The sequence below is a fragment of the Armatimonadia bacterium genome (assembly GCA_039679385.1).
In the GTDB taxonomy this organism is placed as follows: domain Bacteria; phylum Armatimonadota; class Zipacnadia; order Zipacnadales; family JABUFB01; genus JAJFTQ01.
Map to the genome: position 1 here is coordinate 1 of JBDKVB010000018.1, position 25,148 is coordinate 25,148.

Below are 25,148 nucleotides of genomic sequence, written 5' to 3' on the forward strand. Positions count from 1 at the left end.
CACGGGCTCTTCGACAGGGACTTCGAGTTCCTCAGCCTCGAAGAGGAGCGCGACGAGCAGCGCGGCTTCTGGCACGCCCTGCTAAGGCGCTGGTAGCATGCTCGTCGCTGGGAGGCCGATGATTGGCCCGGCTCGAAAGCAGGAGTCAGACCGGGAGGAGGCATATTAGTGAGTGGCGAGGGACCATTCCCGCGCCGGTGAGACAAGAGCCCCTTCGCGTGGAGGAGCAGTCTGCCATGACGCACGCCACTCTTGCCTGGCCAGGTGTGCTGCTGCTGGTCTGTGTGCTGGCCTGTCTGCCGGCCTGCGGGCAGATCAACTCGCAAATGAGTCGCCCCGAGATCGCTGCCCGCGTGAGGCAGTTCGATGCGAACAAGGACGGGCAGGTCACCCGCGAGGAGTTCAGAGGACCCGAGAACGTATTCCGCTTCATCGACCGCAATGGCGATGGTGTGATCACCGCCGAGGAGCTCACCGCCTTCGTGAACGCGGCACCGCAACAGGGAGCGGCCGGAGCGCAGACAGCCGGCGCTCCCGTCGGTAGCATCCCCGTCGACGTGAAGCCCCTGTCGGCGATGTCGGCCACCGATCGCTACAAGGGTGAAGACGGCGGCCTCTACGGTCAGGGCCAGAACACTCCGCCTCCGGCGCACCTGCAGGCAGCGCTCGACCAGGCCCGACAGATCCAGCCTCTCGACGGCGACGGCAACCCCTCGCCCCAGGGCAAGATCGGTTTCATCTCCTTCGGCATGTCGAACACGACGCAGGAGTTCCAGGTCTTCCTGCACGACGTGGCCCCGCTGAAGCTCTCCCCGAACCTGGTCATCGTCGACGGTGCGCAGGGCGGCATGGAGGCTACCGCCTGGGCCAAGGAGACCAAATCGCAGCAGGGCCGCGGTCCGACGGCCTGGGAGGAGCTTGCGAACCGGCTCCACGCGCGCGACCTCTCCGCCCGGCAGGTGCAGGTGGTCTGGATGAAGCTCGCGGTCGCCGGACCGGCTCGCGACGGTGCGTATCCGGCGCATGTGCAGAGGTTCCGGGAGCTCGTCACCACTTGCCTGCAGAAGCTCAAGTCGCGCTACCCCAGCGTCCGCCTCGTCTATCTCTCGAACCGCATCTACGCCGGCTATGCAACGACTGAGCTCAACCCGGAGCCCTATGCCTACGAGTATGCCTTCGGGTTGCGCCAACTGATTCTGGATCAGATCGCGGGGAAGCCCGAGCTGAACTACGACCCGGCGAAGGGCGAGGCGAAGTCGGCGCTGCTCATGTGGGGCCCGGATCTGTGGGCCAACGGCGCCACCCCTCGTGCCGATGGTCTCGCCTGGCAGAAGGAGGACCTTGGCCCCGACGGCACACACCCCTCGCTCTCGGGGCGGGAGAAAGTCGCTCAGTTGCTCTTGCGGTTCCTGCGAACCGAACCCACGGCCAGGCTATGGTTCGTCGAACAGCCCTAGCGGCTGTGCGGCTGGTGTTGCGGGGAGATCAGGTCGCGACCGAATTCCAACCATCCGACACGCCCAGAAGGAGGCCCTTGATGCTGCGCTACCTGTTGGTGATGGTGTCGCTTGTGGCTGTCTCCGCCGCCGTCGCTGCACCGACCGTCATTGTGAACGGTGAGACCGTGAATCTGTCCGTCATTGACCGTGATGGGAAAGCCTTCATCGATATCGTGGCCCTCATGCAACTGCTCGGCGGCAAGGCGACGTACAACGCTACGGCAGGCAAGCTCTACATCAACAGCACTACCGGCACGGGCACCACTGCACCTCCGAAGTCCGGCGACTTTGGCACCCCACAGCTTGCCGGCGACAATGGCCAGATCGGCCAGGTCTATACGCTGCGCAATAGCAACCCCATCTACTTCCGCCTCAACTCCGTCGCCTACTCCGTGTCGCAGTTGCGCTTCGGCAAGCTCATCGTGATCCCGGAGGCGGACGAAAAGCTGCTGGTGCTGCACTACAGCCTGCAGAACCCGCAGAAGATAGAAGCGCTGGTTCGCTTCGACACGCTGAAGTTCACGGCGGTCGACCAGATGAACGTGAACCATGACGGCAAGGGCTGGGTCGGCGATGAGCAGACCCAGGGCGAACTGGGCATGAAGCTGAAGCCCGCGCAGCGCATCGAGGCCTACGCCTGCATTGTCGTGCCGGCCAAGGGCGTGATCCCCAAGCTGATGGTGATGCCGCCCAACGCGAACGACGGGCCGATTCTGCGCTACGACCTGCGCGACAAGGTCACGGCTCTGCCCGCACCCTTCGCCGATCCTGCTGATCCGACCGGAGCGACGGCGCTGACGGTTGTCCCGGCTCAGGCGAACGCGACCTATCCCTTCAAGAACTTCGACGTGAAGGTCGAGAAGTGGGAGACGGTGACGACCGCCCTGGATGGTCCTGCTCCGCAGAACGGTGAGAGCTACTTCGTGGTTACGCTGTCTTGCACCAACAAGACGGGTAACGATGCGGTGTTGCGTTTCGACACCTTCATAGCGACGCTGACCGACGCCGGCGGGCTGCAGTTCAAGCTGCACCGGGACATACTCGCTGCCACGTCGAACGCTTCCTTCAGTCAGCGCGTGGCGCCGGAGACGACGGCTCGCATTCGGCTGTACTTCACTGTGCCGAAGGACGCCAAGCCGGATACCTTCACGATCAAGGAAGGCACCAGCCGCAGCTATGCCTACGACGTCTCGAACCAGGAGTAGCTCTTAGTGACCCCGACGGGCCCCCGCAAGAGAGGGCACACCGGTAGGAGGTGGGAGGGATGGTCGAGTACCGGAGGATGCGTGAGGGACTGGTCCTGACCTCCTGTCTCCACGGGGGCCCGATCAAACTATCGGAGGTCGCCCAGGCCGAGACTCACCCGTCCTGGCTGGAGAGAACCGCCGACCTGCCGGTGGGCACTGTGGCACGGCTGCTCACGGCACTCTGCCGGGAGTACGGCTCCTGTGGCGTCATGGCCATCGACGGCGACGCGGTCATCGGCAAGGTGAGGTTCGCTCCCGCCGGTCTGGGCGACTCCATCCCGGAGTGCTGCCAGCAGTATCCCGAAGCAATGGCCGCCTTCGACCCGAGTCGGCTGCCGGCTCTCGATACATTGCGTCCGAGGTCGCTGCGCCTGTGGTGTCTGCAGGTCGTCGACGACGACCGGTACCGTCGGCAGGGCATCGCGACGACCATGATGAAGCAGACCCTTGCCTGGGCTCGCGAGGCGGGATGGGTGACAATCGAGGCCTGTGCCATCGTCGAGGTGCCGCCGCTCCTGAACTGGACGGGGCTCTTCAGCCTCGGGGCATACCGGCGTCTGGGGTTCAGGGTCACGGGCTCGAGGGTCAGCCCGGAGTTACTGGAGGCCGTGCGTCACATGCGCCTCGGCGGCCATGGGGAGAAGGTCAAGGAGCAGTGGCAGGCCTTCGCGCACCTCTCGGACGAAGAGGCAGCCACCCTGTGGGACGTGGTGCTTGATCTGAAGGAGCCACCCGTCGAGTCCTGAGAGTGGCGGGTGGCTCCCTGACTGATGGCATCGTGTCCTGTCGAACCGGGCTAGAGTCCCAGTACCGGCCGCAGGGCGTCGGTGAACACCTTGGCCTGGTACGTGAAGCCCAGGTCGGTGGCGTGGCAGCCGTCGACCGTTCCCTCATCGTCGGGCCCCATCATGCCCTCGGCGGAGACGAAGTAGAGGTTCGTCACGCCCTCCTTCTGGAGCTGCGCGAAGATGTCGCGCAGGATCAGGCCCTTGGCGGTCGGGACCTTGCGGATGGAGCAGTCCTCCGCAAGGAGGATCGGCGTATCAGGACGAGCCGCCCGGAGCTTGCGCACGAAGGGTGCGATGCGCTCCTTCACGAGGTCCGGCGACATGTTCCACAGCGCATCGAGGACGTAGACCGAGGCGTCGATCTCGCCCAGGAGGTCGGCCATCTCCGGCTCACTCTGGCCATTGCCCGAGAAGCCGAGGTTGATGGTCGGTACGCCGAGCTTGCGGCCGACGATGTTGGTGTAGGCCATGCCCGGTCGCGAGGCGCAACCGCCCTGGGTGATCGAGGTGCCGTAGAAGACCACCGGCTTGCCCCGCACTGGCGCCGGCGTCACTGTCTGCCCGGCCGGAACGCCGATCTGCACTGACTTGGTGGTGTTGTAGAGCCCCAGGTACAGGCACAGCTCGGGCGCCTTGCCGGGGCTGAAGGTGGCCTCGTTGGCCGGAGCGATCGGTCGGCCGTTGGCTACGAAGCGCCAGCCGGTATCGGTCTTCGCGTAGAGGTCGACTCCGCTCACACCGGTCGCGGGCATGTGCGGCATCGCCAGACCGCCGGTGACCTCCCACTTGACGTGCAGCGTCTCGGCCGTGGTCTGGAAGCGGACGCACAGGCCGGCGCTGTTCCGGCTCAGGTTCCAGACGGGCTCGCGAACGACGCCCTTCGCCTTGGCGGGCAGGCGGTCGTAGAAGGCCTCGGTAGCGGTCCAGCCCTTGCCCTCGACCGTCAGCGTCTGGGCATCCACCCAGGTAAGCTCGGGCTCAGCGGCCTCGGTCGGCTCAGGAACGAGCCAGAGTAGACAGACGACAGCGGCTATCGGCAGTACAGGCAACCACGTCACGGCGAGTCCTCCAGGCACGGCCAATCACCTCATTCATGGCGGCATCACGCGCGCGGCCTATTCGATGTCGGGCGCCGCCAGACCTCTGTCTGTCGGGCAGGCACGGAGGTCGCTGCACCGCGCAGGCCGAAACACTCCTGGTCGTCGCTGGGCTACCACGGCGGCAAAACGGGACAAGGGGACACACAACATGCTCAGGCTACCGGCTACAGACAGACGCAAGTGCAGGCGATCGGCGGACTGGAGGTGCCTGACCTTCGTGCTGCTGTGCCTTGTCCTGGGAGGAGCACAAGCAATGGACGAGACCGCCCTGATCACACTTCGCGACGGGTTCGAGGCGCGTCGCGATGCCGCCTTTGAAAGCGCGCGAGGAAGACCGCTGAAGATGCGAGCGATCCAGCCGCCGATCGATCCTGGCCGCGGAGTCTTCGCCCGCGACTTCTCCTACGCGATCGTCGACTTCTCCCTGCGGGCCTTCTGGAACAACGAGCAGACGACCGAAGCTGCCGACGCCCTGCGCCAGTATGCAGACTTCTACCTTGGCAATCGCGGCGCTCGGAACGACCGCGACAGCTTCTACTGGGACGCCGATGTGCTCTGCCGCGTCCTGGAGTTCTTCGGCAGCCACGGTAGCATCGCACCCGGACGGCTGCCGCGAGAGGTGGAGCAGCGACTGCTGGAGATGATGTGGGTCTACGCGCGGGAGAATTCGCGAGTGGACGACCGCCAGGCGGTTCTCGACACCTATGCGACGTGGAAGTGGGGCGACCAGGAGAAGCTCGGGTTCCCACCTCTGCCGGCCTCCGCGGAGATCACCAACTCACGAACCTGGGACGTACTCGAGTCGGAGAACCACCACCTGCAGAAGTTCACGACGCTGTGGCACTTCAGCAAGCTCCTCGCGGCGGACCCCGAATACCGCGACCGAGCCTACGACGACGGCCACACGGCCGCCGAGCATGAAGCGGCCTGGACCGCCTTTGCGATGGAGTACTTCGCGGAGCGCGCTCGCAAGGGGCTGTTCGTCGAGGCTGCGAACTGCGGCTATGGAGTTCACTCGCTGAAGGGGATCTACAACCTGTATGACTTCGGCAGCGGACCTCTGCGGAAGCGTGCCGGAGCCTTCCTCGACCTGTACTACGCGACCTGGGCGCAGGAGCAACTTGGTCGCGTTCGTGGCGGCGGCAAGAGTCGTGTGTACCCCAGTGGCATGGACCGGCAGGGCGAGGGCGAGGTCGGCACCTTCATGTACCTGTACCTCAACTGGGGTGACAAGCGTGCACCCGGCGGCGCCTTTGGTACGGTCGCAACGAGCAGCTACCGCCTGCCCCTCGTGGTGATGGACCTGGCGCTTGATGCGGACGGACGCGGTGTCTACGAGATTCGTGACCGCTGCCCCGGGCTGGCTGTGGACGGTCAGCGCAATCCTCCCGGCTACCGCGTGCGCCAGGATAAGGGAGGCATCCTGCGCTACGCCTACGCAACTCCGGACTTCATCCTCGGGCTCGGGATGACGGAGGGGGACACGCTGACAGACTGGACGCTCATCAGCGCGCAGAACACCTGGCGTGGTGCGATCTTCGCGGGCAACCGCGACGCACGAATCGTCCCGCAGGCTCGGCCGAACAAGAATGGCAACACCTACAACCAGCAGTGGGGAGTGCAGCGTGAGGGCGCCCTGATCACCTGCCAGCTTCCGCGGACGATGACCGGCGGGTGCACAGGTGAGATGCGGGTCTGGGTCAGCCGTCGTGGGCTGACCAACCGCAGCGACGACGCGCCCAGTGGGTGGGCCTTCGTTGAGGCTCCCGGAGCCTATGTCGCACTGCGGCCGGCTCGTGGCGGCTATAGCTGGGCAGCCAGCGACGATAACGTCAAGGACGGCGACTGGATGGTGCTCGAGGACGGCTTCGCACCGGTGATCCTGGAGGTCGCCCGCAAGAGCGAGGTGGCCGACTTCGCCGCCTTCCGCAGCGCCGTCGCCGCCTGTCAGCCAGCCTGGAACGGTCCGACGATGACCTATAAGAGCAGGTCGGGACACACCTTCACCTTCACTCCGGACACCACGGCGCAGCCGACGATTGATGGCCAGCGGGTAGAGCTGACTCCGGCGAAGGTCTTCGACAGTCCCTTCGTGCAATCGGACTGGAACAGCGGGAAGGTGAGGGTCCAGAAGGGCGACCGGAAGCTAGAGCTGGACTTCAATTCGTAAGCGGCTGAACGACGGAGCGCTACGGAGACATGACTCAGCCGGGCCGCCTCGTGGACCGTCACTTCCCTCTCCAGACGGTTGCCGAGGCGGTCCCTTCATATCTGCGGCTCGTGCCCTGTCTGAAGGTCCAGGCAGAAGGTTGGGGTGGTCTGGAAGAAGCGCGACAGGCGCAGCGCTGTGTCTGCTGTCACGGACGCGTCCCTCTTGGCTCTCTGAACACCGATGGCGCCTTCCGCGTCCTTCTTGGCAACGCGACGAGGAGGATGATCGGAATGGAGTCTCTGCATGGACCGCGCAGCCTCACCCCTGCAAGTCTGGCGTACGCCATGATCCTCTCGGTACTCCTGGCCAGTGGTTGCCTCGCCGCACCCGGTCAGGGCCCCGGAGGCGACAAGGCCCGGCCACCCCGGGACCAGCCTCAGGCGAACCGAACCTATGACATGTCGCAGACCCTCTCCCAGGGCGCACAGCTCCACACCATCGCCTTCAGCGGTTTCGCCTTCCTCACCGGCAGCCTCGGAGCTGACTCCTTCTTTCCACCGGGCAAGGTCGCCGACTGGTGGGGTTTCCAGTACCTGCGGGACAATGACCCCAGCCATCTCGGCCACAACACGGACTTCCTCACCAAGGCCGCCTACAACCTGCTGCACGTGCTGACCGATGAACAGCGTGCGCAGTTGGTGGCGCTGGCGAAGCAGCAAGTCCAGCCCATCAACGACTACGCCCTTCACCGCTTTCCGCTGATGCAGGCCTTCCGGCGACAGTTGGCCGGTGACATCCCGGCCGGCTCGCTGGGCCTGAACAAAGACGCGGTCCTCGCCTACTCGGCCGCGCTGTACAAGCTTGATGGAGAGATGAGCCTGCAGCGGGCGGAAGTCATGGGCAAGATCCTGCATGATCTGAACGCCGAGCAGCGCGCCTACCTGGACAAGCTCAAGGGCACCGGCATGGCGACGTGGCCGAACCTGCCCGAGCCCCTGGATCGCCGCAGCCTTCCCCACGATGTGCATGTGGCGGTGATGACCTACGCCGGCGACATGTTCAGTTGGTACGTGGGCAACCTCGAGTCCGACGTGTACTTCTGCCCCGAGCGCCAGGGAACATACTTCGGCGGTTTCTACCTGAAGGACGCCCCGGCAATGGGCAACCCCAACTACACGATCAGCGACCACCTGACCGGCGATGTGGGCGCGAACATGGTCTCCCTGCTGAGCCCCGCGCAGGCCCAGAAGATCACCAGTCTGGTCCCTGCGCAGTTGCCGCTCCTGCAGGAGATCACCACCGTGCGCCGTGCGATCGCTACCCAGCTTCGCCGCTACCTTGCAGGAGAAGCGGCGGACAAGACCGAGGTCATGGCGCTGTCGGAAAAGTACGGCCGACTCGACGGCGAGATCATCTACGGTGATGCCATGGCCTTCGCCGAGGTGGGGCAGAGCCTGACCGCCGAGCAGAAAACGACGCTTGCGAAGATGCGGGAGCAGGTTGGCGTCGGGGTGCCGCAGGGCGCTTTCCTCTACTCAACGCCGGTGCAGATGCCGGCCATCCCGAACACCGACTTCCTGTTCGGAGTGAAGTGAGTCCTGGCTGCCTGCCCCTTCGGCCGGGGACCGCAGGGCGATGCCCGTCGCATCTACAACCTGGTACGTGCTGTGCGCGATACGCGGTGACCACTGCCCACCATGACCTGCCGTCGGAGGTGTCACGTGCGTCGCCTCCTGCTCGTCCTCTGGCTTCTGAGTACCGCCTGCTGCCTGGCTCACTCGGCCGATGTGGTCCTCGGACGACCGACGGCAGACTCCATCACGCTCAGCGTGCTTGCCGTTCAGGACGCGAGCGGCTGGGTGGAATACGGTAGGCAGGCCGGCACTTATGGCGACAGGACGCCGGCGCAGCAGTTTCCCGCCGGACAGCCGGTTGAGGTGCTGCTGAGTTCGCTGCAGCCAGACACCGGGTACTTCTTCCGCGTGCAACTGGGTACGGCAGCCCCGATCGAGGGCAGCTTCCACACGCAACGTCCGCCGGGCAGCACCTTCACCTTTGAGGTCCAGGGGGATTCGCACCCCGAGCGTCCGCAGATGTTCGACGACGGGCTGTACAGGCAGACGCTTCGCGCCGCGGCTGCGGATCGGCCTGACTTCTACGTGACGATCGGCGACGACTTCAGCGTGGACCGGTTTCGCAGCGTCACTGCCGCGCAGGTGGAGGAGGTCTACCGCGCTCAGCGCGGGTTCCTGAGCCTCGTCGGCGCGCCGCTGTTCCTCGTCAACGGTAACCACGAGCAGGCCGCCTTGTGCAACCTCGACGGCACCCCGAACAACGTGGCGGTCTGGGCCGGGAGCTTCCGCAACAAGTACTTCCCCGAGCCTGCACCCGACGGCTTCTACACCGGCGACGCGAGGCCCGTGGAAGGCGTTGGCCTGTTGAGGGATTACTATGCCTGGACCTGGGGCGATGCGCTCTTCGTCGTGCTTGATCCCTACTGGCACTCGCCGCAGCCTGTGGACAACCTCTTCGGCACCCGGGAGAAAGGGCCCCGGGACTTGTGGACGGTAACCCTTGGTGAGGACCAGTACCGGTGGTTCAAGCAAACGCTGCAGCAGAGTAAAGCGAGGTACAAGTTCGTCTTCGCCCATCATGTAAGCGGCACCGGTCGCGGAGGAATCGAGCAAGCGGGGCTCTACGAATGGGGCGGATTGAACAGGAGGGGCGTGTCGGAGTTCGCGCAGAGACGGCCCGGTTGGGAGGCGCCGATCCAGCAGTTGATGGCCGGGAACGGTGTGACCATCTTCTTCCAGGGTCATGATCATATCCTCGTGAAGCAGCAGCTCGACGGCGTCATCTACCAGACCTTACCGCTGCCGGCTGATCCCTACTACACTCTCTACAACCGTGACGCCTACCTGTCGGGCGATGCACTTCCGGGGTCTGGCCGCGTGCGGGTGACCGTTTCGCCTGCGAAGGTGACGGTGGCCTATGTGCGCTCCTATCTGCCGAAGGACGAGACAGCCGAGCACAAGGACGGTGAGGTGGCCTACAGCTATGAAGTGGTCCCTCCTCGTTAGGTGGAGCATGGCCGCCTGCTGTCTTCCTCTGGTGCTGCCGACGCAGGCGGTGTCACAGTCTGCCCCTACCCAGGCGGCAGGGACGCAGGCTCTTGCGCCCTGTTTCCGCACCGACGTGCCGGCCCATCCCTTCGACCTGATCCTGGGGCGGCCGACCAACACCTCGGTGACCGCCAGTGTGCTGTCCTACACGCAGGCTGAAGCGTACCTGGAAGGAGGGACGCGGCCCGGCAACTACACGGTGCACTCGCAGACTGTCCAGCTTCCGGCGGGCGAACCGGTCTCGATCGTGCTGCAGTCACTCCTGCCCGACACGGCGTACTACTATCGCCTGCAGCGCCGTGAGGGTGGAGGAGCCTTCGCAGCCAGCGACGAGTTCCACTTCCACACGCAACGTCCGCCGGGCAGCACCTTCACCTTCACCGTCATCGCCGACTCGCACCTCGACGAGCGCACGGACACAGCGCTGTACCAGACCACCTTGCGCAACGCCCTCGCCGAGGCGCCGGACTTTCACCTCGACCTCGGTGACACCTTCATGGCCGAGAAGGTCCGCGGTCTGGGAGAGGCGATCGCGCCGATGTACCTGGCGCAGCGCTACTACCTCGGTCTGCTGTGCCGCTGCGCGCCGCTGTTCTTCGTGACCGGGAACCACGACGAGGTCGTTGGAGGTCAGGACACGCAGGCGATCGAGCTGCGCCGGAAGCACCTGCCCAATCCGCTGCCGGACGGCTTCTACTCAGGCGACCGGAGCGCCGGGACCGCCAACTACTACGCCTGGACCTGGGGCGACGCGCTCTTCGTCGTGCTCGACCCCTTCACGTACTCCTCGGGGCGCATCAGGACGCCGCAGGAGAACTGGAATCGGACGCTGGGAGAGGCACAGTACCGGTGGCTGCAGCGGACCCTCGAGGCCAGCCAGGCACGCTACAAGTTCGTCTTCCTCCACAACCTCGTGGGAGGGCTGGACAAGGACGGTCGCGGCGGGGTTGAGGCTGCGCCCTACTTCGAGTGGGGCGGGCACAACCTTGACGGCTCGGACGGGTTTCCGGAGAGACGGCCCGGCTGGGAACTGCCGATTCACCAGTTGCTCGTGCGCCACAAGGTGACCGCGGTCTTTCATGGCCACGATCACTTCTACGCACGGCAGGAGCTCGACGGGATCGTGTACCAGGAAGTGCCGCAGCCGGGCTGGGTCGGTGGCGAACGGGTGAAGGAGGCTGCCGGCTACGGCTATCGGAGCGGTCAGATACTCCCCAGCTCCGGACATCTGCACGTGAAGGTCACACCTGGGGCGGCTACCATCGACTATGTGCGGTCTTACCTGCCGGCACAGGAGGCCCGCGGTCGCAAGAACGGTCTGGTTGCTGACTCCTGCCGCCTAACCCCGATACCGTGAGGTGTGCCGTCGCTCTGCAGTCGCTCAGGGCAGGTCGTAGACCACGAACACGCCATCGAGCGCCGGGACCGTCACCTGCGCGCCCACCTTCTCGCCGGAGAGGAGCAGCTTGCCCTCCCGGCCCTGGGCGCGGAGGGTCACCTCGACGGGCTTCAGGCTCCGGTTCGTGAGGCCCACCAGGAGCTTGCCCTTCCCGGCGAAGGCCCTGTGGAAGACCTCGGCAGGACCGCTGACCTCGACCAGCGAGTCGGCCCGTCGACCATCCCACACGATGTCCTGCGTCGCCTCCAGCAGACGCGCGAGCTCGGACAGCAGCGTGTAGTGCCGCCCGTCGAAGAAGGGCAGCATCCAGAAGTCCAGGCCACGCACGCCCTGGGCAAGATGGGTCTTCGCCTGCCAGCGCAGGTAGTCGGGGTTGGTGTAGGAGTCCAGGAATCCGGCGCCAAGGTTCAGACAGGGCGCCAGCGGCACGCCCTGGGGGTTGTCGACAGTCGCTTCCACGCGGTTGAAGGCCCAGGTCAGGCCAAAGGGCCGGCTCCAGGTGTCCTCGTCCTGTGGGTAGACGCCGTTGGCCATGCTCGCGTAGTCCAGGTGGCCGAGGAACTCGCGCAGGTCGTAGCCGTACTCGAGCTCTTCCTGCAGGCGGTCGCGGTAGGTCTGCTCCTGCGGCCCCGAGGCCTGGTGCTCGTACAGCGACATCGTGAACCACGAGAAGAGGCGTGCCTGCGGGTTGCCGGCCTTGATTGCCTCGCGAATCGCTGCAACGTGACGGCCGCCGTTCCAGACGTGGAAGTGCAGCCAGCGGTCATGCAGCGCCCCCTTCGGCAGCACGTCCTGCGGCCACTTCAGCCCCTCAGCGGGGAGCTTCTCGTGCTCGAGGAAGGCGGCCTTGCAGCGCGGGCAGAAGCACTGGTGATGGACGCCCTCGTGGTCGAGATCGAAGCCGTCCCAGCCCTCGTCCTTGAGGCGGCTGGTGATCGGCCCAAACACTTCCTCGACATGCTCGGCCGCGTAGGTCGGGCACCACTGGAAGGCGCTGCGTCGGCGATCACCGAGGACCGGCTTGCCGTCGGCGCCCTGGAGAGCCTTCGTCAGGTCGGTGGTGGCGCTCGGGTAGACGGTGGTGTCGTAGTTCCACATGCTCGCGAGGCTCACCAACATCCCCCGGGCACGCGCCTCGGGAATCTCGGCCGCCTCAGACAGGACCAGGCGCGACACACCCAGGGCCGCCATCTGCGCATCCGTGGACCTGCGGAGCTGCTCCTCCAGCGGCGTCTCCTCCTCGGCGGAGGCGGCGGTTACTGTTCGGTAGGCCCACACCCCCAGCATCGACCGCCGGGGTTGTGGTGCAGCAGGAGGTGTGGGCAGCACCGTCAGCGCCGCCGAGGTCAGTTCGCCCTCGCCGCCCTGAGACAGCGACTGCCAGTACATGCGGTAGACCCCGGGCGCGGTCTTGCACCGCAGATAGAGGGTCAGCGGGTGCCCGCCGAAGGTGTGCCATTGCGTCTCCGGGGCAACGGAAGCACTCTCGGGGAAGGTGAAGACATAGCGCGTGAGGGTCTGGCCGTCGCGCTGCTGTGTGCTGGTCTCAAGGCGGATCCGCTTGCTCCAGCCCTCGGCGTAGGGCAGGTAGGTCGTGACGAGCTCAACGCCGGCCGGGACCTCCAGCCTCAGTCCAAGCTGCACGGCACCGGCTGCGTCTTCATTGCGGGTGTAGAAGCTGACGCGGTGGAAGCAGTCCTGGCACAGAAACAGGCCCTTGCGCTCCTTGAGGTTCGGCGAGAAGTCCCACTGGAGTTTGCGTGCGTCATTGGGTGCGACCCGTGGTGTGCTCAGCGTGAGGGGCATGCGCTCGGCACCGATGAGTATCTGCGCGTCACGCAGCAGGGCTTCCTCGGCGGCGGCAACATGGGTGATGCGCACGGTGTTCTCGCCCGGCTTCACGAGCTTGCTGAGGTCGAAGAGGTAGCCAAGGCCTCCAAGCTCCTGGCGGTCGCCGGATTCGAAGGCCGGCTGCGCAGGCAAGGCAAAGGACTTCGGTGCGTAGACCTCGGTGCCCCGCTCCCAATACTCGGCCGCCTTGTTGACTGACGCCTCGCGCCCGAGCGGCTGACCGTTGAGGGTGAAGCGCAGGACGCCGCCCGAGTGACTCAGGGCGCGGTACCGCAGCATGGCCTGCAGGTACAGGTAGACCGGCTTGGCGTGCCCCTCCGGCAGCACGAAGCGGCCCTCGGTGAAGTAGGCCGAAGGGAGACGCAGGGAGACACCTTGCGGGCCGGAGTTGAGGGCCGCGATCAGCTCCTCCTCCGCCGCCGGACAGGGCGTAGTCAGCATCGCACTCAGGGCGATCAGGGCCGGCCAGTAGCGAGACATGCTTCAGTACCTCTCCTCAGGCGCAAGGGAACTGTAGGGCTCGGGCATCGCCTCGTGTTTCCCGTCGCCCGAGGCCTCGTCCTTCTCGCGAATCCTGCCCTCTCCAGAGTCCGAAGGCGCGAGAGAGGGAGTGCAGGAGTCCGCACCGCCGCTGTTGAAGAGCCCCAGGGCAGGGGAGAGTTGCTCCTGCCCGAACGCGGGCCGATCAGCCCCAGAGCCGAAGGGAGAGGGCCGAACTGTTCATCGACTGTCACTGCCACGCGTACCGCAAGCTCCCGCCGATCTACTCCTTCTCCACCGCCGAGCAGGTCATCGAGCGTTTCGACGCCCTGGGCATTGAGAAGGGTGCGCTGCTGCCCATCGTCAGCCCTGAGATCTACCTGCCGCAGGCCAACGAGGACATCCTCGACATGGTCGAGGCGTACCCCGACCGGTTCTTCGCCTTCTGCAACATCGACCCGCGGGCCATCACGAACTCCTCCCATGCGCCGCTCGGGAGACTGCTACAGCATTACAAGGACCTGGGCTGCAAGGGCCTTGGGGAGGTCATGCCGAACCTGCCGGTGATGGACCCGATGGTCCAGAATCTCTTCGCGCATGCCGAGGAGGTCGGGTTGCCGGTCACGTGGGATGGCTCGGATCAGCTCACCGGCGACTTCGGGCTGTATGACGACCCCGGGCTGCCGCAGATGGAGCACACACTCCAGCGATTCCCGAAGCTGACCGTGCTGGGGCATGGCCCGGTCTTCTGGACCGAGATCACTCGTCTGCAGACGCCGGGGGAGAGGGGATACGTGTTCCGCCCGGCTGGTGGACAGGTCGGTCGGATGCCGAGCGGTCCCATCAAGGAAGAGGGCGTGGTGCCCAAACTGATGCGCCTGTACCCGAACCTGTACGGCGACCTGTCCGATGCGTCGCCGTGGAACGCGCTGAACCGCGACCCGGAGTATGGGCCGAAGTTCGTCACCGAGTTCCAGGATCGCCTGCTCTTCGGCACCGACCTGTGCTTCCCCACCATGCGCGTCGATATGGTTGACCTGTTAGTGAACTGGCGCGACGCGGGGAAGATCACCACCGAGGTCTTCAACAAGGTGGCGCGAGAGAACGCGATCAAGCTGTTCGAGCTGGAGTAGACCAAAGACTACCCGGCACAAGCCGGTGGAGGTGTGCTCAAGACCCGATGCCAGAGACTCCGAAGATGATGTTCTCCGATACCTCACGTCTTGGCCGACCCTTTGCCAAGGACCCAGTGGTGGTTCGCTTCGGCGGGAGGTACCTGATGTACTACTCGATCCCGCCCTATGCACCCGAGCTCAAACCCAAGAACGGGCCCGAGGGCCTGAACATTGGTATCGCCGAGAGCCAGGACCTGTACAACTGGCGCAAGATCGGCGAGATCGTGCCCGGGCAAGAGTGCGACCGGACCGGCCTTGGTGCACCGGGCGCCATCGTGCTGGACGGTAAGCTGCACCTGTTCTACCAGACCTACGGGACGGGCAAGCACGACGCGATCTGCCATGCCGTCTCGACCGACGGCGTGGACTTCACCCGCGATCCGAGTAACCCGGTCTTCCATCCGACGGGAGACTGGACCTGCGGTCGCGCCATCGATGCCGATGTGATCGAGCACGAAGGCCGACTGCTGATGCTGTGCGCGACACGGGACCCCGAGATGAAGCGGCAGATGCTGGTCGCCGCCGCTGCGCCTCTGAACTCGGCCTTCTCCCGCAAGGACTGGGTGCAGCTTTGCGACGCGCCGGTCCTGAAGCCGGAGCTGTCCTGGGAGCAGGACTGCATCGAGGCTCCTGCGCTCTGCCGCCGAGGCAAGGACTTGTTCCTGTTCTACGCGGGGGCATACAACAATGCGCCGCAGCAGATCGGCTGCGCGACGAGTACAGACGGCGTGCACTGGACTCGGCTGAGCAAGGAGCCCTTCCTGGCCAACGGGAAGCCCGGCGAGTGGAACTCCTCAGAGTCGGGCCACCCGGGCCTCTTCACCGACGAGGACGGCCGCACGTATCTGTTCTACCAGGGGAACAACGACCACGGCCGGACCTGGCTGCTGTCCTGCGTGGAGGTAGAGTGGGACAAGGGGAGGCCGATCCTGGCTCGCTGACGGAACGGTGGAGGGGAAAGGGACGAACTGCAGGGCAGCCCGAGCTATTGACAAGGCCGAGCAGCGCAGTATGATATTAGTTACCAAGGCCCCGTGATCCGAACTGTCTCCGTATGGAGCGCGTGCCTGCCGTTGGCAGGATAGGACACGGGGCCGCCTCTTTTCTACCCCCTTGGTCGGCCGAACTCCCAGACATCCTTCAAACGCGGCTCGAGCGCTCTGAGGTATAGGTCGCAGTCTTTCTTGTCCGGTCGATATGACCTGGCAATCCCGCTCGTCACTATGTCTGCGAGTTGCACCAGCACGTTGCCCTGACGCTTGGGGACGAAGCGCACCTCGTCGAACACCTCCAGACCGTCGCGGTGGCACTCTCGTCGCAGGTAGCTGACCATGCGTCTCAGTGACTCGCGCCCGGCCTCTCCGTCGACGAAGAGCTTGGCCTTCTCAATCGTGCCGAAGGAGTGCGTCAGCAGTTGCTTCACGGTGAAGTTGTAGAAGTGCTCGCCGCTTCGCCGGAGTTGGGTGCCCTCCCAGATCCGGTCCTTCTGCACTACGATGGCGCGGACCGAGAAGGGGCAGCCCTGGACTGCTTCAAGGAACCCGAGACGCCATTCGCGTTTCAGGTTCGCGAAGTGGAACTGGAAACCACGCCCTTTACCCAGCTGTTCACTGCGGAACCTGTGGATGCACTGCGCCGTTGTCTCCGCCTCCTGTGGGCCCGCCAGAACTACCGCAGCGACCACGAGAGTCGGCGATGAGCCCTTGCCGACCTTGAACCCGGCGTCTCCGGACTCATCCAGGTAGACCAGTTGACCCTCGGCCATGCGTCATCTCCCGTGTCATCGGTGGTCCTCCTCCCCCTCTGTCGTAGCCGGGCACCTTCCAGCACCAATAGGAGGTGACCTCTGTGCGATAGGGTCGTCGGCGCAGCGCTGCGAGGCGCAGGTCCGAGCGTCAGGAGCAGCGAACACACTGGGAGCGAAGGGGATGTGGCCGAGGCACGGGTGCCGCCAACGGGCCCATCGACAGGACGCCGAGCCCCTCCTTCATGGAGATCGACTACCTCCGCGTGTACGCGAAGTAGAACTTGCGGGCCAGTCCGACCTGGACCCAGGCGACCGCCTCAGGACCTCACCGGGAGACGATGCCAGATGCAGACGCACCGAGCCGTGCTGATGTCGCTGTCGCTCATGATGCTGTGCACCACAGGTGTCCTCGCCGCGCCCAGGGTGGCCGTCGTGTACTCCTCCTGGGGGAACTACGCCTTCCGTGACGAGTTCGACGCGCACCTGCAGAGGCTCGGCTGGGCCTTCGAGAAGTTCGAGAACAAGGACATCGCCAAGCTGATCCCGCGGCTAAGTGAGTTCGACATCGTGCTCGCGACGGCCGTCAGCAACTACGAGAACACGGTGGACATGACGCCCTTCAAGGACAGTTGGGTGCAGTTCCTCAGCCGCGGTGGCCTGCTGCTGATCACCGACGCCAGCTACGGCTCGGTGCTTGAGCAGTGGACCAACCGGCTCGGTGACCGTTTCGCTCTGACCACCAAGACCTGCGCTCGACACACGCGCGTGGGAACGGACCCCGACCGGCAGGACTTCGATCCGGCCGACACGATCCTGCACTCCCCGCAGGACCTGGCCGGCGAGCTGCAGTCACGGAGCACCTGGGCCCACATCGTCCCCCTGTCCAAGGAGTGGCATAGTCTCGTCGCCTGCGCCGACGATCAGAGCTTCTTCGTGTACCAGGACGTGGCGCAGGGCTGTCTGGCGGTCACGAGCTACTTCTCCTTCAAAGGTCAGGCCCACACGCCGGCGGCAACGGCGCTGCTGGAGAACCTGTGGACCCATGTGCAGGGCTTGCGCGGCGGAGTAGTGCTGACCAAGCTGGAGCTTGGACCGGCCCTGCCGGGCACCAGCGAGGCTCGTCTCGGTCTACGCAGCAGTCTGGCCGAAACCTCGACCTTCGAGGTCTCGCTTGCAGTTACCGAGGCCGGGCAGGACAAGCCCGAGACCTCAAAGGCGACGGTCACGCTGCCTGCCGGTGGTGTCGTTGAGGTGGGCGTGCCCTACACTCTCACCCGGCGCGGCGAAGCCCAGTTGTCGGTACAGTTGGGCGCGGCCGGGAAGGTGCCTCTGACGCTGACCCGCCGGGTAGTCGTACCGGCGCTGGTGGACTTGCGCCTGCCGGTGCGCCATGCATACCCGTGGCAGACCAAGCTTGCCTGGTCGGCCTCTCTCGCCCCGGATAGCGGTGTGAAGCTATCTGACCTCGCCGCCGAGCTTGTCCTCGACGACAAGACGCTGGCTACCTTCCCCGCGCCCGAAGCGAGTCTGACCGGCGAGGCCGATCTGACCGGAGTGGCCACCGGTGACCACCGGCTCGGACTGCGACTGCGTCGCGGCGAGACGGTGCTGGGCATGGCCGGCCAGACGCTGACCACTCATCCCATGCCGCGGATCTACGTTCGTCCCGCGGACCTCACCACACTGGTCGACGGCAAGCCCTTCTTCCCGCTGGGCTTCTACCATGTCTCCTGGACTTTCTCTGCCGAGGACCGGCTGCAGTTCCTGCAAGAGGTCGCTGCCGCCGGGTACAACACCGTCCACGCCAGTCTGAAGCAGATGGACGAGTGGGACCCCTTCCTCGCGGAGGCCGAGAAGCTGAACGTGATGGTGCTCACGGAGTTCGGTGTGGATCGCACCGCCGCCATTGAGCGCTACCGGGGTCGCAAGCCGATCCTCGCCTGGAACCCTGGTGACGAGCCCGATGGCGCAGGCATCGCCCCGGAAGAGATGCTGGAGCGCCACAACGCCATCAAGTCGGCTGATGCCACAGTGCCGACCTACATGACCCTGTGCGTGCCTTCGGCCTATAAGCGATATGCTGCGATGGCCGAGGTGATTGCCCCGGACCCGTACCCGATCCGCCATGCCTCTGCATCTACACTGCCGGTGTACGCTTCGATCAGTCAGGCCGTCGCGGCGGCAACTCCGCTCGGTCGACCCATCTGGGCGATCCCGCAGGCTTTCGGCTACAAGGACCCCAAGAGTTGGCGCGTCCCGACCTTTGCCGAGGAGCGGAACATGACCTACCTCGCGCTCCTCGCGGGGGCCAAGGGTCTGGTCTACTACGCCTACCGCGACAACGGCTTCAACATGCGCGAGAACCCGGAGCTGTGGGACGGGATGAAGACCCTTCCGGCCGAGATCAAGGCCTTGGAGCCCTTCTTGCTGGAGGGCAATCGCGCGACGCTGGAGACAGGGATGCCGGATCTGATCGCCGGGCACTGGACCACCACCGGCCGCAACGTGATCTGTGTCGCGAACGCCTCCAGCACCGAGACCCGTGAGGTGTCCCTGGCCTTGCCGCAGGACATTACTGGGAAGGCCGTGAACCTGTTCGCTAACCGTCCGGGCGGTCTGGAAGTCCGCGATGGTAAGCTGACGGGCAGAGTGGGACCGCTGGAGGTTCACGTCTACGAGATCAAGTAGGGCCACGGGGCCGAGGCTCGAGGGCTACCCGGTCTGAGCATAAGGAGGATCGGCCATGTACAGGGCTGCGGATCGCACTCTGCTGGTGGTCTGTGTCGGTCTGGCTATGCTGGGCGGTGCAGGCTCTTGTGTCGGCGCCGCGGACTTGCCGCTGCTGGATCTGTCCTCGGACCAGGCCCTGACCCGCCTTACCCCTGGTCAACCGGATCAGGTGTCGGTGGCGCGTGCCGTCGGAGCGCCCGGACTGGTCGTCACCTGTCGCCTCGGTGCCAATGCTTACCCGGGCGTGGTCATCACACCCGAGGCGGCCGTCTGGGACCTGGCTGCCTTCGGGCACGTGGAGGCCCGCGTCGTCAACACGGGGACCATCACCAGCGGGGTGTCCCTGCGGGTGGACAACGAGGGCGACTGGGCGGCGAGCCCCTGGAGTAGCGAGACGCTGTACCTGAAGCCCGGCGAGGCCGGGACGCTCCACGTGCGCTTCGGCTATGCCTGGGGCAAGCCTGGGTTCGCGCTCAACACGGCCAAGATCAACCAGATGCTGCTGTACGTGAGCAAGGCCGACAAGGAGCAGTCCTTCCGTCTGGAGTCGCTCGTTGCCGGTGGCGAACCCGGTGAGAAGCCGCCCGTCGATCCGAACCAGGTGCGCACGCGTCCGGTGGACGGCGTGATCCTGGGCAAGGGCTCGGCGGTCGACGCAAGCACACAGCTTGTGTCTCAGGGCGGCGCACAGGCTACGCTCACCACAGCAGAGGGCGTCCAGTCGCTGTGCATCACCTTCCCGGTTGGCGCAAAGAACGCGGCAGCTCTGCTCAAGCCGTCGCTCGGAAGGTGGAATCTGCGCGACTGGCTCCAGGTCGTGGTGCAGGTGCACAACGAGGGAACAGAGCCGCTCACGGTGCGCGCGCGACTCGAGAACAGCGGTCGCCCGAGTGATTGGGTCACCGCGCCGACGGCTCTCGCTCCAGGGGTAGAGCAGGAGTTGGTGCTGCCCTTCGCTGGTAGCATGGCAGTGTGGGCCGACGGGTCGAAGTCGCCGACGGGTGGTTCTCGCTTCGATAGTGATGCCGCTCGCGGCATCACTATCGCGGCTACGGGTGAGGGTGAAGGGGCATTGCGGGTCAGTTCGATCCGTGCGGTTGTGCCGCCGACTCCCGAACTCCCCGAGTGGCTGGGCAAGCGGCCGCCGGTTCCTGGTGAGTGGACGCAGACCCTCGCCGAAGACTTCGACCGCGCAGCCCTCGATGAGACGCACTGGTCGATCTACTACCCGAACTACTGGGACAAGCGTGCCCACTTCAGCAAGGACAACGTTCTACTCGGTGACGGGCTCTTGCGTCTGCGTTTCGAGAAGAAGCGGGGCCATGCAGAGGACAACGCGGCCAAGCCCGAGACCGACTGGCAGACCGGCTTCCTCACGAGCGTCGGCAAGTGGCGTCAGCGCTACGGGTACTTCGAGTGCCGCCTGAAGCTGCCGACAGCGCCGGGGTTATGGCCGGCCTTCTGGATGATGCCCGACCGCGGCGACGAGGCCGGGAACCAGCGGGAGAGCACCTCCAGCGGCGGTATGGAGTTCGATGTCCTCGAGTACCTCACTCGCTACGGGCCCTATCGGTACAACATCGCCTGGCACTGGGACGGCTACGGCAAGGACCACAAGTCCATCGGGACCGAGCGGATCTACGTGCAGCCGGACCGCGAGGGCTTCATCACCGCCGGCCTGCTCTGGGAACCCGGTCGCCTCACCTTCTACGCCAACGGCACGGCGCTTGCGCAGTGGATCGACGCGCGAGTGGCCAGCGTGCCCGAGTACATCCTCTTCACCGCCGTCAGTGGCGGCTGGGGAGGCAACGACCTCACGGGCGAGGGTCTGCCCGACGACTTCGTCCTCGACTACGTTCGTGCCTGGCAGCGCAGCGACTGGGCAGCAGAGACGCCGAAGTAGCTTCGCCCTGAGGCCTGCAGCCAAAGAAAGGGGCACCCGGTCTGGGTGCCCCTTGTGGTTACTGCGTGGTGTTCGGTCTCGCGCTACTTGTTGTCCCACATGTTCTGTGCGTCACCGTAGTTGTAGGGAGAGCCCCAGACCGCGCTGCAGGCCATGGTCTTCACGTGCCCATCGGCGAAGGCCAGGTTGACCGAGCCGCCGTGTACCCAGGGGTTGATGCGGCGGAAGTAGCCGTAACTGGTCGCACCGCCGGCCTTCAGGCCGTTGTCGGTGAAGTTGCGCACGTAGCTAAGCTCCCAGTCGCAGTGGCCGGAGCGGGTCCACTGGTCAAAGGTCGGAGTGATGGGGTCATTGGCGCCGACGGCAGTCCCGTCTGCCAGCAGGACGGTTCCCGCCGGGGATTCAGTCCGCGCGTCAATCGGCTGGCCGGAGAAGGCGTTGAAGAAGCCGTAGGAGTAGACGCCATCTGTCGAGTTGCTCGGGCAGACATAGACCTGCTTGTTCTTGATGTAGGGCTGCACCGTGTCGCGCCATCGGATGGATCCACCTACGTCCGGACCAGCCGAGGACCAACCGAGCGGGCCTCGTCCGTCGGCGTCCTGAACATACATCGTGATGCCGAGAGCAATCTGCTTGAGGTTGCTCTGGCAGGAGGACATGCGCGCCTTCTCGCGAGCCCTTGCAAACACCGGGAACAGAATGGCTGCAAGGATAGCGATGATGGCGATTACGACCAAGAGCTCGATCAAGGTGAAACCGCGCTTCATGCGACTGTACCTCCATCTCACTAGTATTGGGGCACACAGAAACAAGTCTAAGTATACGGTTCCCGAGGAAGAGCCGTCAACATACGGCCGTGGATGCAGGTCAATCCTGTAGATCATATCAGGACATACAGTCACGGAGCGCCTCCCCACACCCTCCCGCTATCAAGAGGCGACGCAACGGAAAAGGGGCACCCGGTCTGGGTGCCCCTTGTGGTTACTGCGTGGTGTTCGGTCTCGCGCTACTTGTTGTCCCACATGTTCGGTGCGTCACCGTAGTTGTAGGGCGAGCCCCAGACCGCGCTGCAGGCCATCGTCTTCACGTGGCCGTCGCAGAAGCCCAGGTTGACCGAGCCGCCGTGTACCCAGGGGTTGATGCGGCGGAAGTAGCCATAGGAGGTGGCCGAGCCGCCGGCCTTTAGGCCGTTGTCGGTGAAGTTGCGCACGTAGCTGAGTTCCCAGTCGCAGTGACCGGCCCGGGTCCAGTTCTGGAAGTCCGGGGTGATGGGGTCGTTGTAGCCGACCGCGGTCGCGTCTGCCAGCAGGACGGTCCCCGCGATGGATTCCGTGCGAGCGTCGATGGCCTGCCAGGAGAAAGCGTTGAAGAAGCCGTAGGAGTTGGTGCCGTCAGTCTGGTTGCTCGGGCACACGAAGATCTGGGTGTTCTTGATGTACGGGGCCACCGTCTGGCGCCAGCGGATGGAGCCACCCACGTCCGGACCTGCCGAGGACCATCCACCGGGGCCCTTGCTGTCGTAGTCCTGCGCGTACATCAGGATTCCGAGCGTGATCTGTTTGAGGTTGCTCTGGCAGGAGGACATGCGTGCCTTCTCGCGAGCCCTGGCGAAAACAGGGAACAGAATGGCCGCGAGGATGGCGATAATGGCGATCACAACCAAGAGCTCGATCAAGGTGAAACCGCGCTTCATGCAACTCGCCTCCAGAAAACCAGTATAGGTGATATGTAACCCCAGACCATTATAGGAGCTCTGGTTTGGGCCGTCAATCTAAAGCTTTCACAAGACCCTCACCAGATGCCCTCCTTCTACATGCACCACCTCTAGGCAGACACGAAAAGAGGGCGCCCGTCCCGGGTGCCCTCTTTGGTTACGCCACTGTGCCCGTGTGTCGGCTACTTGTTGTCGAAGATGTTGTCGGCATCGCCGTACTGATAGGGCGAGCCCCACACCCGGCTGGCCGCGATGGTCTTGACGTGCCCATCGCAGAAGGCAAGGTTAAGGGAGCCGCCGTGCACCCACGGGTTAATGCGGCGCTTGTAGCCCCATTGGTTCGCCCCGGCGGCCTTGAGGCCGTTGTCGGTGAAGTTGCGCACGTAGCTGAGTTCCCAGTCGCAGGTGCCTGCCCGCGTCCACTGGTCGAAGTTTGGGGTGATGGGATCGTTGTCGCCCACCATGGTGCAGTCGGCGAGAAGGGCGGTCCCCGCAACGGACTCCGTGCGGGAGTCGATTGCCTGTCCCGAGAAGGCGTTGAAGAACCCATAGGAACTGGTGCCGTCGGTCTGGTTACTCGGGCACACGAAGATCTGGGTGTTCTTGAGATAGGGGTCGATCGTGTTGCGCCAACGGATCGAGCCACCGGGAATGGCGTAGTACCCGTAGGGGCCTCTGCTGTCGTAGTCCTGGGCATACATCAGGATGCCCAACGCGAGCTGCTTGAGATTGCTCTGGCACGAGGCCATGCGAGCCTTCTCGCGTGCTCGGGCGAAGACGGGGAAAAGAATGGCTGCGAGGATGGCAATGATGGCAATGACGACCAGCAGCTCAATAAGGGTGAAGCCTCTTCTCATGGTCTCTCTCTCCTCCACAATCGATGTGTGTGGGGTGCTAACCCCTCTGCCTACGGCCATGGGACGAGCTACTCTCCAAAGCTACGGCCTGCGGATCACCTCCCCCTAAGCAAAGGGGCGACACGCTTCACGCGATGTCGCCCCCCGGTGTCGTCTCGTGATATGTGCCCCTGGCGCCTAGAAGTCGCCTGCGTTCGGATCAGCCGGCGGACGCACACCAACACACAGGCTGCTGTATTCGCTCACGCGCCACTGACCGCGCGAGTCCTTGGACAGCTTCAGTGGACGTGCAGTGTCCGCCCCCGAGCTGCGCACGAACATGCGGATCAGCGTGCTGGTCGGAGTGGGCGCCTCGTTCGGCTGGTAGTAGGTCTCGATCTCGAAGTTCTGCACATCAGGGACGTTATACCCATTCTCCGGCGTCGCACCCTTCACATAGGAACGCCAGATGTACGCCTTCGAGGGCTCCAGCGAGCCGTGGAAGCTGTCCAGCCTCGGGTCCGGCTCCTTCATCATCGAGTTCATCTGCTTGAGGCCGGCCTCTTTGTCGCCGCTCAGGTAGACGAGTATGCCCTGGAGCCAGTGCTTGGCGACCCACACCGGCTCAGTGCTCTCGGGGATATCCTCGCCGTAGATCTCCGGCACCTTCGGCGGGCGAACGCCGACGCAGATCGAGCTGAACTCGCGCACCTTGTAGATGCCGGCGCGGTTGCGCTCGAAGAACATCGGGCGGGCGGAATCGGCTCCGCTGGAACGCAAGGTGAGCTTGACTACCTGGCCATCCTCGTAGTCGCCGAAGGGCTTGGTGTTGACGGTCCCCTCGAACACGAGTTCATACTTGCTCGGGTCCATCTTGTACAGGTTCTCGGGGGTGGTCCCCTTCGCGTAGCTGTAGAAGATGTAGGGCTTCTCCCGCATCGCGCTTACGAAGTAGGACATAGTCTTGGCCCAGTCCTTGTCCTTGAGAATCTCAGTGATGAGCTTCTCGCCCAGGGCCTTGTTGCCTCCGAGGTACACGTATACGGCGTCGAAGAACAGCTTTGCCGAGGCTTTCGGGTCGGCACCCTTTGCAGCGATCTGCGCCTGGAACTGCTCGAGACTTGTGGGCAGGTCGGCACAAGCGACGGAACAAGCGACCACACCCAGCAGGACGACGAGGACAGCTCTTCTCATGGCTTGACCTCCGGACCGGTCTCGGTGGTGCGCTGTTGCTGCGGAGACACTTCTGCGCGGGCACCACGACCTCCTGCCCGCGGCAGGAAAAGGCCCGCGCACAGGATTCCTCGGCATCTCCAGGGAAATCTGGAGAACCAGGTCGCTCCGGGCGGCCGGTGTAGTCTCGGAGCGCAAAGCAGCACTCAGAGGGTGTGTAGAGGCTGGCTGA

At 64.8% G+C, this 25,148-nt stretch carries 18 protein-coding genes; 11 read left to right on the forward strand and 7 right to left on the reverse strand.

The annotated features are described in order from the left end of the window. Nucleotides 1–236: 236 nt before the first annotated feature. From ABFE16_02095 to ABFE16_02105, 3 genes are all read left to right on the forward strand, one after another. Nucleotides 237–1,457 carry an EF-hand domain-containing protein gene (locus ABFE16_02095; GenBank protein MEN6344062.1) on the forward strand — a complete coding sequence of 407 codons (1,221 nt, stop codon included), beginning with the start codon at nucleotides 237–239 and terminating at the stop codon, nucleotides 1,455–1,457. A gap of 80 nt (nucleotides 1,458–1,537) precedes the next feature. Then, the gene (locus ABFE16_02100; protein ID MEN6344063.1) at nucleotides 1,538–2,704 is read left to right on the forward strand and encodes a DUF4352 domain-containing protein; all 1,167 of its coding nucleotides are present in this window, start codon (nucleotides 1,538–1,540) and stop codon (nucleotides 2,702–2,704) included. 59 nt (nucleotides 2,705–2,763) lie between these two features. Then, nucleotides 2,764–3,492 carry a GNAT family N-acetyltransferase gene (locus tag ABFE16_02105; GenBank protein MEN6344064.1) on the forward strand — a complete coding sequence of 243 codons (729 nt, stop codon included), beginning with the start codon at nucleotides 2,764–2,766 and terminating at the stop codon, nucleotides 3,490–3,492. Between the two features lie 50 nt (nucleotides 3,493–3,542). On the opposite strand, the gene ABFE16_02110 is transcribed toward ABFE16_02105, so the two are convergent. After that, complete coding sequence (locus tag ABFE16_02110) at nucleotides 3,543–4,592, reverse strand: SGNH/GDSL hydrolase family protein (GenBank protein ID MEN6344065.1); 1,050 nt, start codon at nucleotides 4,590–4,592, stop codon at nucleotides 3,543–3,545. Between the two features lie 295 nt (nucleotides 4,593–4,887). Here ABFE16_02110 and ABFE16_02115 point away from each other — a divergent pair, with 295 nt between their 5' ends. The 4 genes from ABFE16_02115 to ABFE16_02130 all read left to right on the forward strand — a co-directional run bounded on the left by ABFE16_02115 (nucleotide 4,888) and on the right by ABFE16_02130 (nucleotide 11,265). Further along, on the forward strand, nucleotides 4,888–6,804 hold the full coding sequence (locus ABFE16_02115; protein ID MEN6344066.1) for a hypothetical protein: 1,917 nt from the start codon (nucleotides 4,888–4,890) through the stop codon (nucleotides 6,802–6,804). A gap of 272 nt (nucleotides 6,805–7,076) precedes the next feature. Next, nucleotides 7,077–8,381 carry a hypothetical protein gene (locus tag ABFE16_02120; protein ID MEN6344067.1) on the forward strand — a complete coding sequence of 435 codons (1,305 nt, stop codon included), beginning with the start codon at nucleotides 7,077–7,079 and terminating at the stop codon, nucleotides 8,379–8,381. A gap of 126 nt (nucleotides 8,382–8,507) precedes the next feature. Further along, nucleotides 8,508–9,866, forward strand: a complete 1,359-nt coding sequence (locus tag ABFE16_02125) for a metallophosphoesterase (protein ID MEN6344068.1) — start codon at nucleotides 8,508–8,510, stop codon at nucleotides 9,864–9,866. Then, entirely contained in the window at nucleotides 9,844–11,265 is a 1,422-nt protein-coding gene (locus ABFE16_02130) for a metallophosphoesterase family protein (protein MEN6344069.1), read from the forward strand. The genes ABFE16_02125 and ABFE16_02130 overlap by 23 nt, the downstream gene beginning before the upstream one ends. A 24-nt stretch (nucleotides 11,266–11,289) precedes the next feature. Here ABFE16_02130 and ABFE16_02135 read toward each other — a convergent pair whose 3' ends face one another. Beyond that, nucleotides 11,290–13,638 (reverse strand): hypothetical protein, encoded by a 2,349-nt coding sequence (locus ABFE16_02135; protein MEN6344070.1) that lies wholly within the window; start codon nucleotides 13,636–13,638, stop codon nucleotides 11,290–11,292. A gap of 242 nt (nucleotides 13,639–13,880) precedes the next feature. Between ABFE16_02135 and ABFE16_02140 the strand changes: the two genes are divergently transcribed. Both ABFE16_02140 and ABFE16_02145 read left to right on the forward strand, forming a co-directional pair. Next, a complete protein-coding gene (locus tag ABFE16_02140; GenBank protein MEN6344071.1) occupies nucleotides 13,881–14,771 on the forward strand; it encodes an amidohydrolase family protein in 891 nt (296 codons plus the stop codon). Between the two features lie 47 nt (nucleotides 14,772–14,818). Next, nucleotides 14,819–15,754: a family 43 glycosylhydrolase gene (locus ABFE16_02145; GenBank protein ID MEN6344072.1), complete on the forward strand. Its 936-nt coding sequence runs from the start codon at nucleotides 14,819–14,821 to the stop codon at nucleotides 15,752–15,754. A 164-nt stretch (nucleotides 15,755–15,918) separates the two neighbouring features. On the opposite strand, the gene ABFE16_02150 is transcribed toward ABFE16_02145, so the two are convergent. Then, the gene (locus ABFE16_02150) at nucleotides 15,919–16,578 is read right to left on the reverse strand and encodes a DUF3800 domain-containing protein (protein ID MEN6344073.1); all 660 of its coding nucleotides are present in this window, start codon (nucleotides 16,576–16,578) and stop codon (nucleotides 15,919–15,921) included. A gap of 327 nt (nucleotides 16,579–16,905) precedes the next feature. On the opposite strand from ABFE16_02150, the gene ABFE16_02155 reads away from it, so the two are divergent. Both ABFE16_02155 and ABFE16_02160 read left to right on the forward strand, forming a co-directional pair. Next, nucleotides 16,906–19,248: a hypothetical protein gene (locus ABFE16_02155; GenBank protein ID MEN6344074.1), complete on the forward strand. Its 2,343-nt coding sequence runs from the start codon at nucleotides 16,906–16,908 to the stop codon at nucleotides 19,246–19,248. Between the two features lie 55 nt (nucleotides 19,249–19,303). Continuing rightward, nucleotides 19,304–21,193, forward strand: a complete 1,890-nt coding sequence (locus ABFE16_02160; GenBank protein ID MEN6344075.1) for a glycoside hydrolase family 16 protein — start codon at nucleotides 19,304–19,306, stop codon at nucleotides 21,191–21,193. Between the two features lie 83 nt (nucleotides 21,194–21,276). Here ABFE16_02160 and ABFE16_02165 read toward each other — a convergent pair whose 3' ends face one another. The 4 genes from ABFE16_02165 to ABFE16_02180 form a co-directional block, all read right to left on the reverse strand. Further along, entirely contained in the window at nucleotides 21,277–21,960 is a 684-nt protein-coding gene (locus ABFE16_02165; protein MEN6344076.1) for a DUF1559 domain-containing protein, read from the reverse strand. A gap of 239 nt (nucleotides 21,961–22,199) precedes the next feature. Then, nucleotides 22,200–22,886, reverse strand: coding sequence for a DUF1559 domain-containing protein (locus ABFE16_02170; protein MEN6344077.1), 687 nt, complete (start codon nucleotides 22,884–22,886; stop codon nucleotides 22,200–22,202). 203 nt (nucleotides 22,887–23,089) lie between these two features. After that, nucleotides 23,090–23,764, reverse strand: coding sequence for a DUF1559 domain-containing protein (locus ABFE16_02175; protein ID MEN6344078.1), 675 nt, complete (start codon nucleotides 23,762–23,764; stop codon nucleotides 23,090–23,092). A gap of 177 nt (nucleotides 23,765–23,941) precedes the next feature. Then, on the reverse strand, nucleotides 23,942–24,937 hold the full coding sequence (locus tag ABFE16_02180) for a hypothetical protein (protein MEN6344079.1): 996 nt from the start codon (nucleotides 24,935–24,937) through the stop codon (nucleotides 23,942–23,944). Nucleotides 24,938–25,148 lie beyond the last annotated feature (211 nt).

Bases quoted from the DNA above. Each gene is read 5' to 3' on its own strand.
- ABFE16_02095 (MEN6344062.1), top strand. From the start codon at position 237: ATGACGCACGCCACTCTTGCCTGGCCAGGTGTGCTGCTGCTGGTCTGT.
- ABFE16_02100 (MEN6344063.1), top strand. From the start codon at position 1,538: ATGCTGCGCTACCTGTTGGTGATGGTGTCGCTTGTGGCTGTCTCCGCC.
- ABFE16_02105 (MEN6344064.1), top strand. From the start codon at position 2,764: ATGGTCGAGTACCGGAGGATGCGTGAGGGACTGGTCCTGACCTCCTGT.
- ABFE16_02115 (MEN6344066.1), top strand. From the start codon at position 4,888: ATGGACGAGACCGCCCTGATCACACTTCGCGACGGGTTCGAGGCGCGT.
- ABFE16_02120 (MEN6344067.1), top strand. From the start codon at position 7,077: ATGGAGTCTCTGCATGGACCGCGCAGCCTCACCCCTGCAAGTCTGGCG.
- ABFE16_02130 (MEN6344069.1), top strand. From the start codon at position 9,844: ATGAAGTGGTCCCTCCTCGTTAGGTGGAGCATGGCCGCCTGCTGTCTT.
- ABFE16_02135 (MEN6344070.1), bottom strand. From the start codon at position 13,638: ATGTCTCGCTACTGGCCGGCCCTGATCGCCCTGAGTGCGATGCTGACT.
- ABFE16_02145 (MEN6344072.1), top strand. From the start codon at position 14,819: ATGCCAGAGACTCCGAAGATGATGTTCTCCGATACCTCACGTCTTGGC.
- ABFE16_02150 (MEN6344073.1), bottom strand. From the start codon at position 16,578: ATGGCCGAGGGTCAACTGGTCTACCTGGATGAGTCCGGAGACGCCGGG.
- ABFE16_02155 (MEN6344074.1), top strand. From the start codon at position 16,906: ATGCAGACGCACCGAGCCGTGCTGATGTCGCTGTCGCTCATGATGCTG.
- ABFE16_02160 (MEN6344075.1), top strand. From the start codon at position 19,304: ATGTACAGGGCTGCGGATCGCACTCTGCTGGTGGTCTGTGTCGGTCTG.
- ABFE16_02165 (MEN6344076.1), bottom strand. From the start codon at position 21,960: ATGAAGCGCGGTTTCACCTTGATCGAGCTCTTGGTCGTAATCGCCATC.
- ABFE16_02170 (MEN6344077.1), bottom strand. From the start codon at position 22,886: ATGAAGCGCGGTTTCACCTTGATCGAGCTCTTGGTTGTGATCGCCATT.
- ABFE16_02175 (MEN6344078.1), bottom strand. From the start codon at position 23,764: ATGAGAAGAGGCTTCACCCTTATTGAGCTGCTGGTCGTCATTGCCATC.
- ABFE16_02180 (MEN6344079.1), bottom strand. From the start codon at position 24,937: ATGAGAAGAGCTGTCCTCGTCGTCCTGCTGGGTGTGGTCGCTTGTTCC.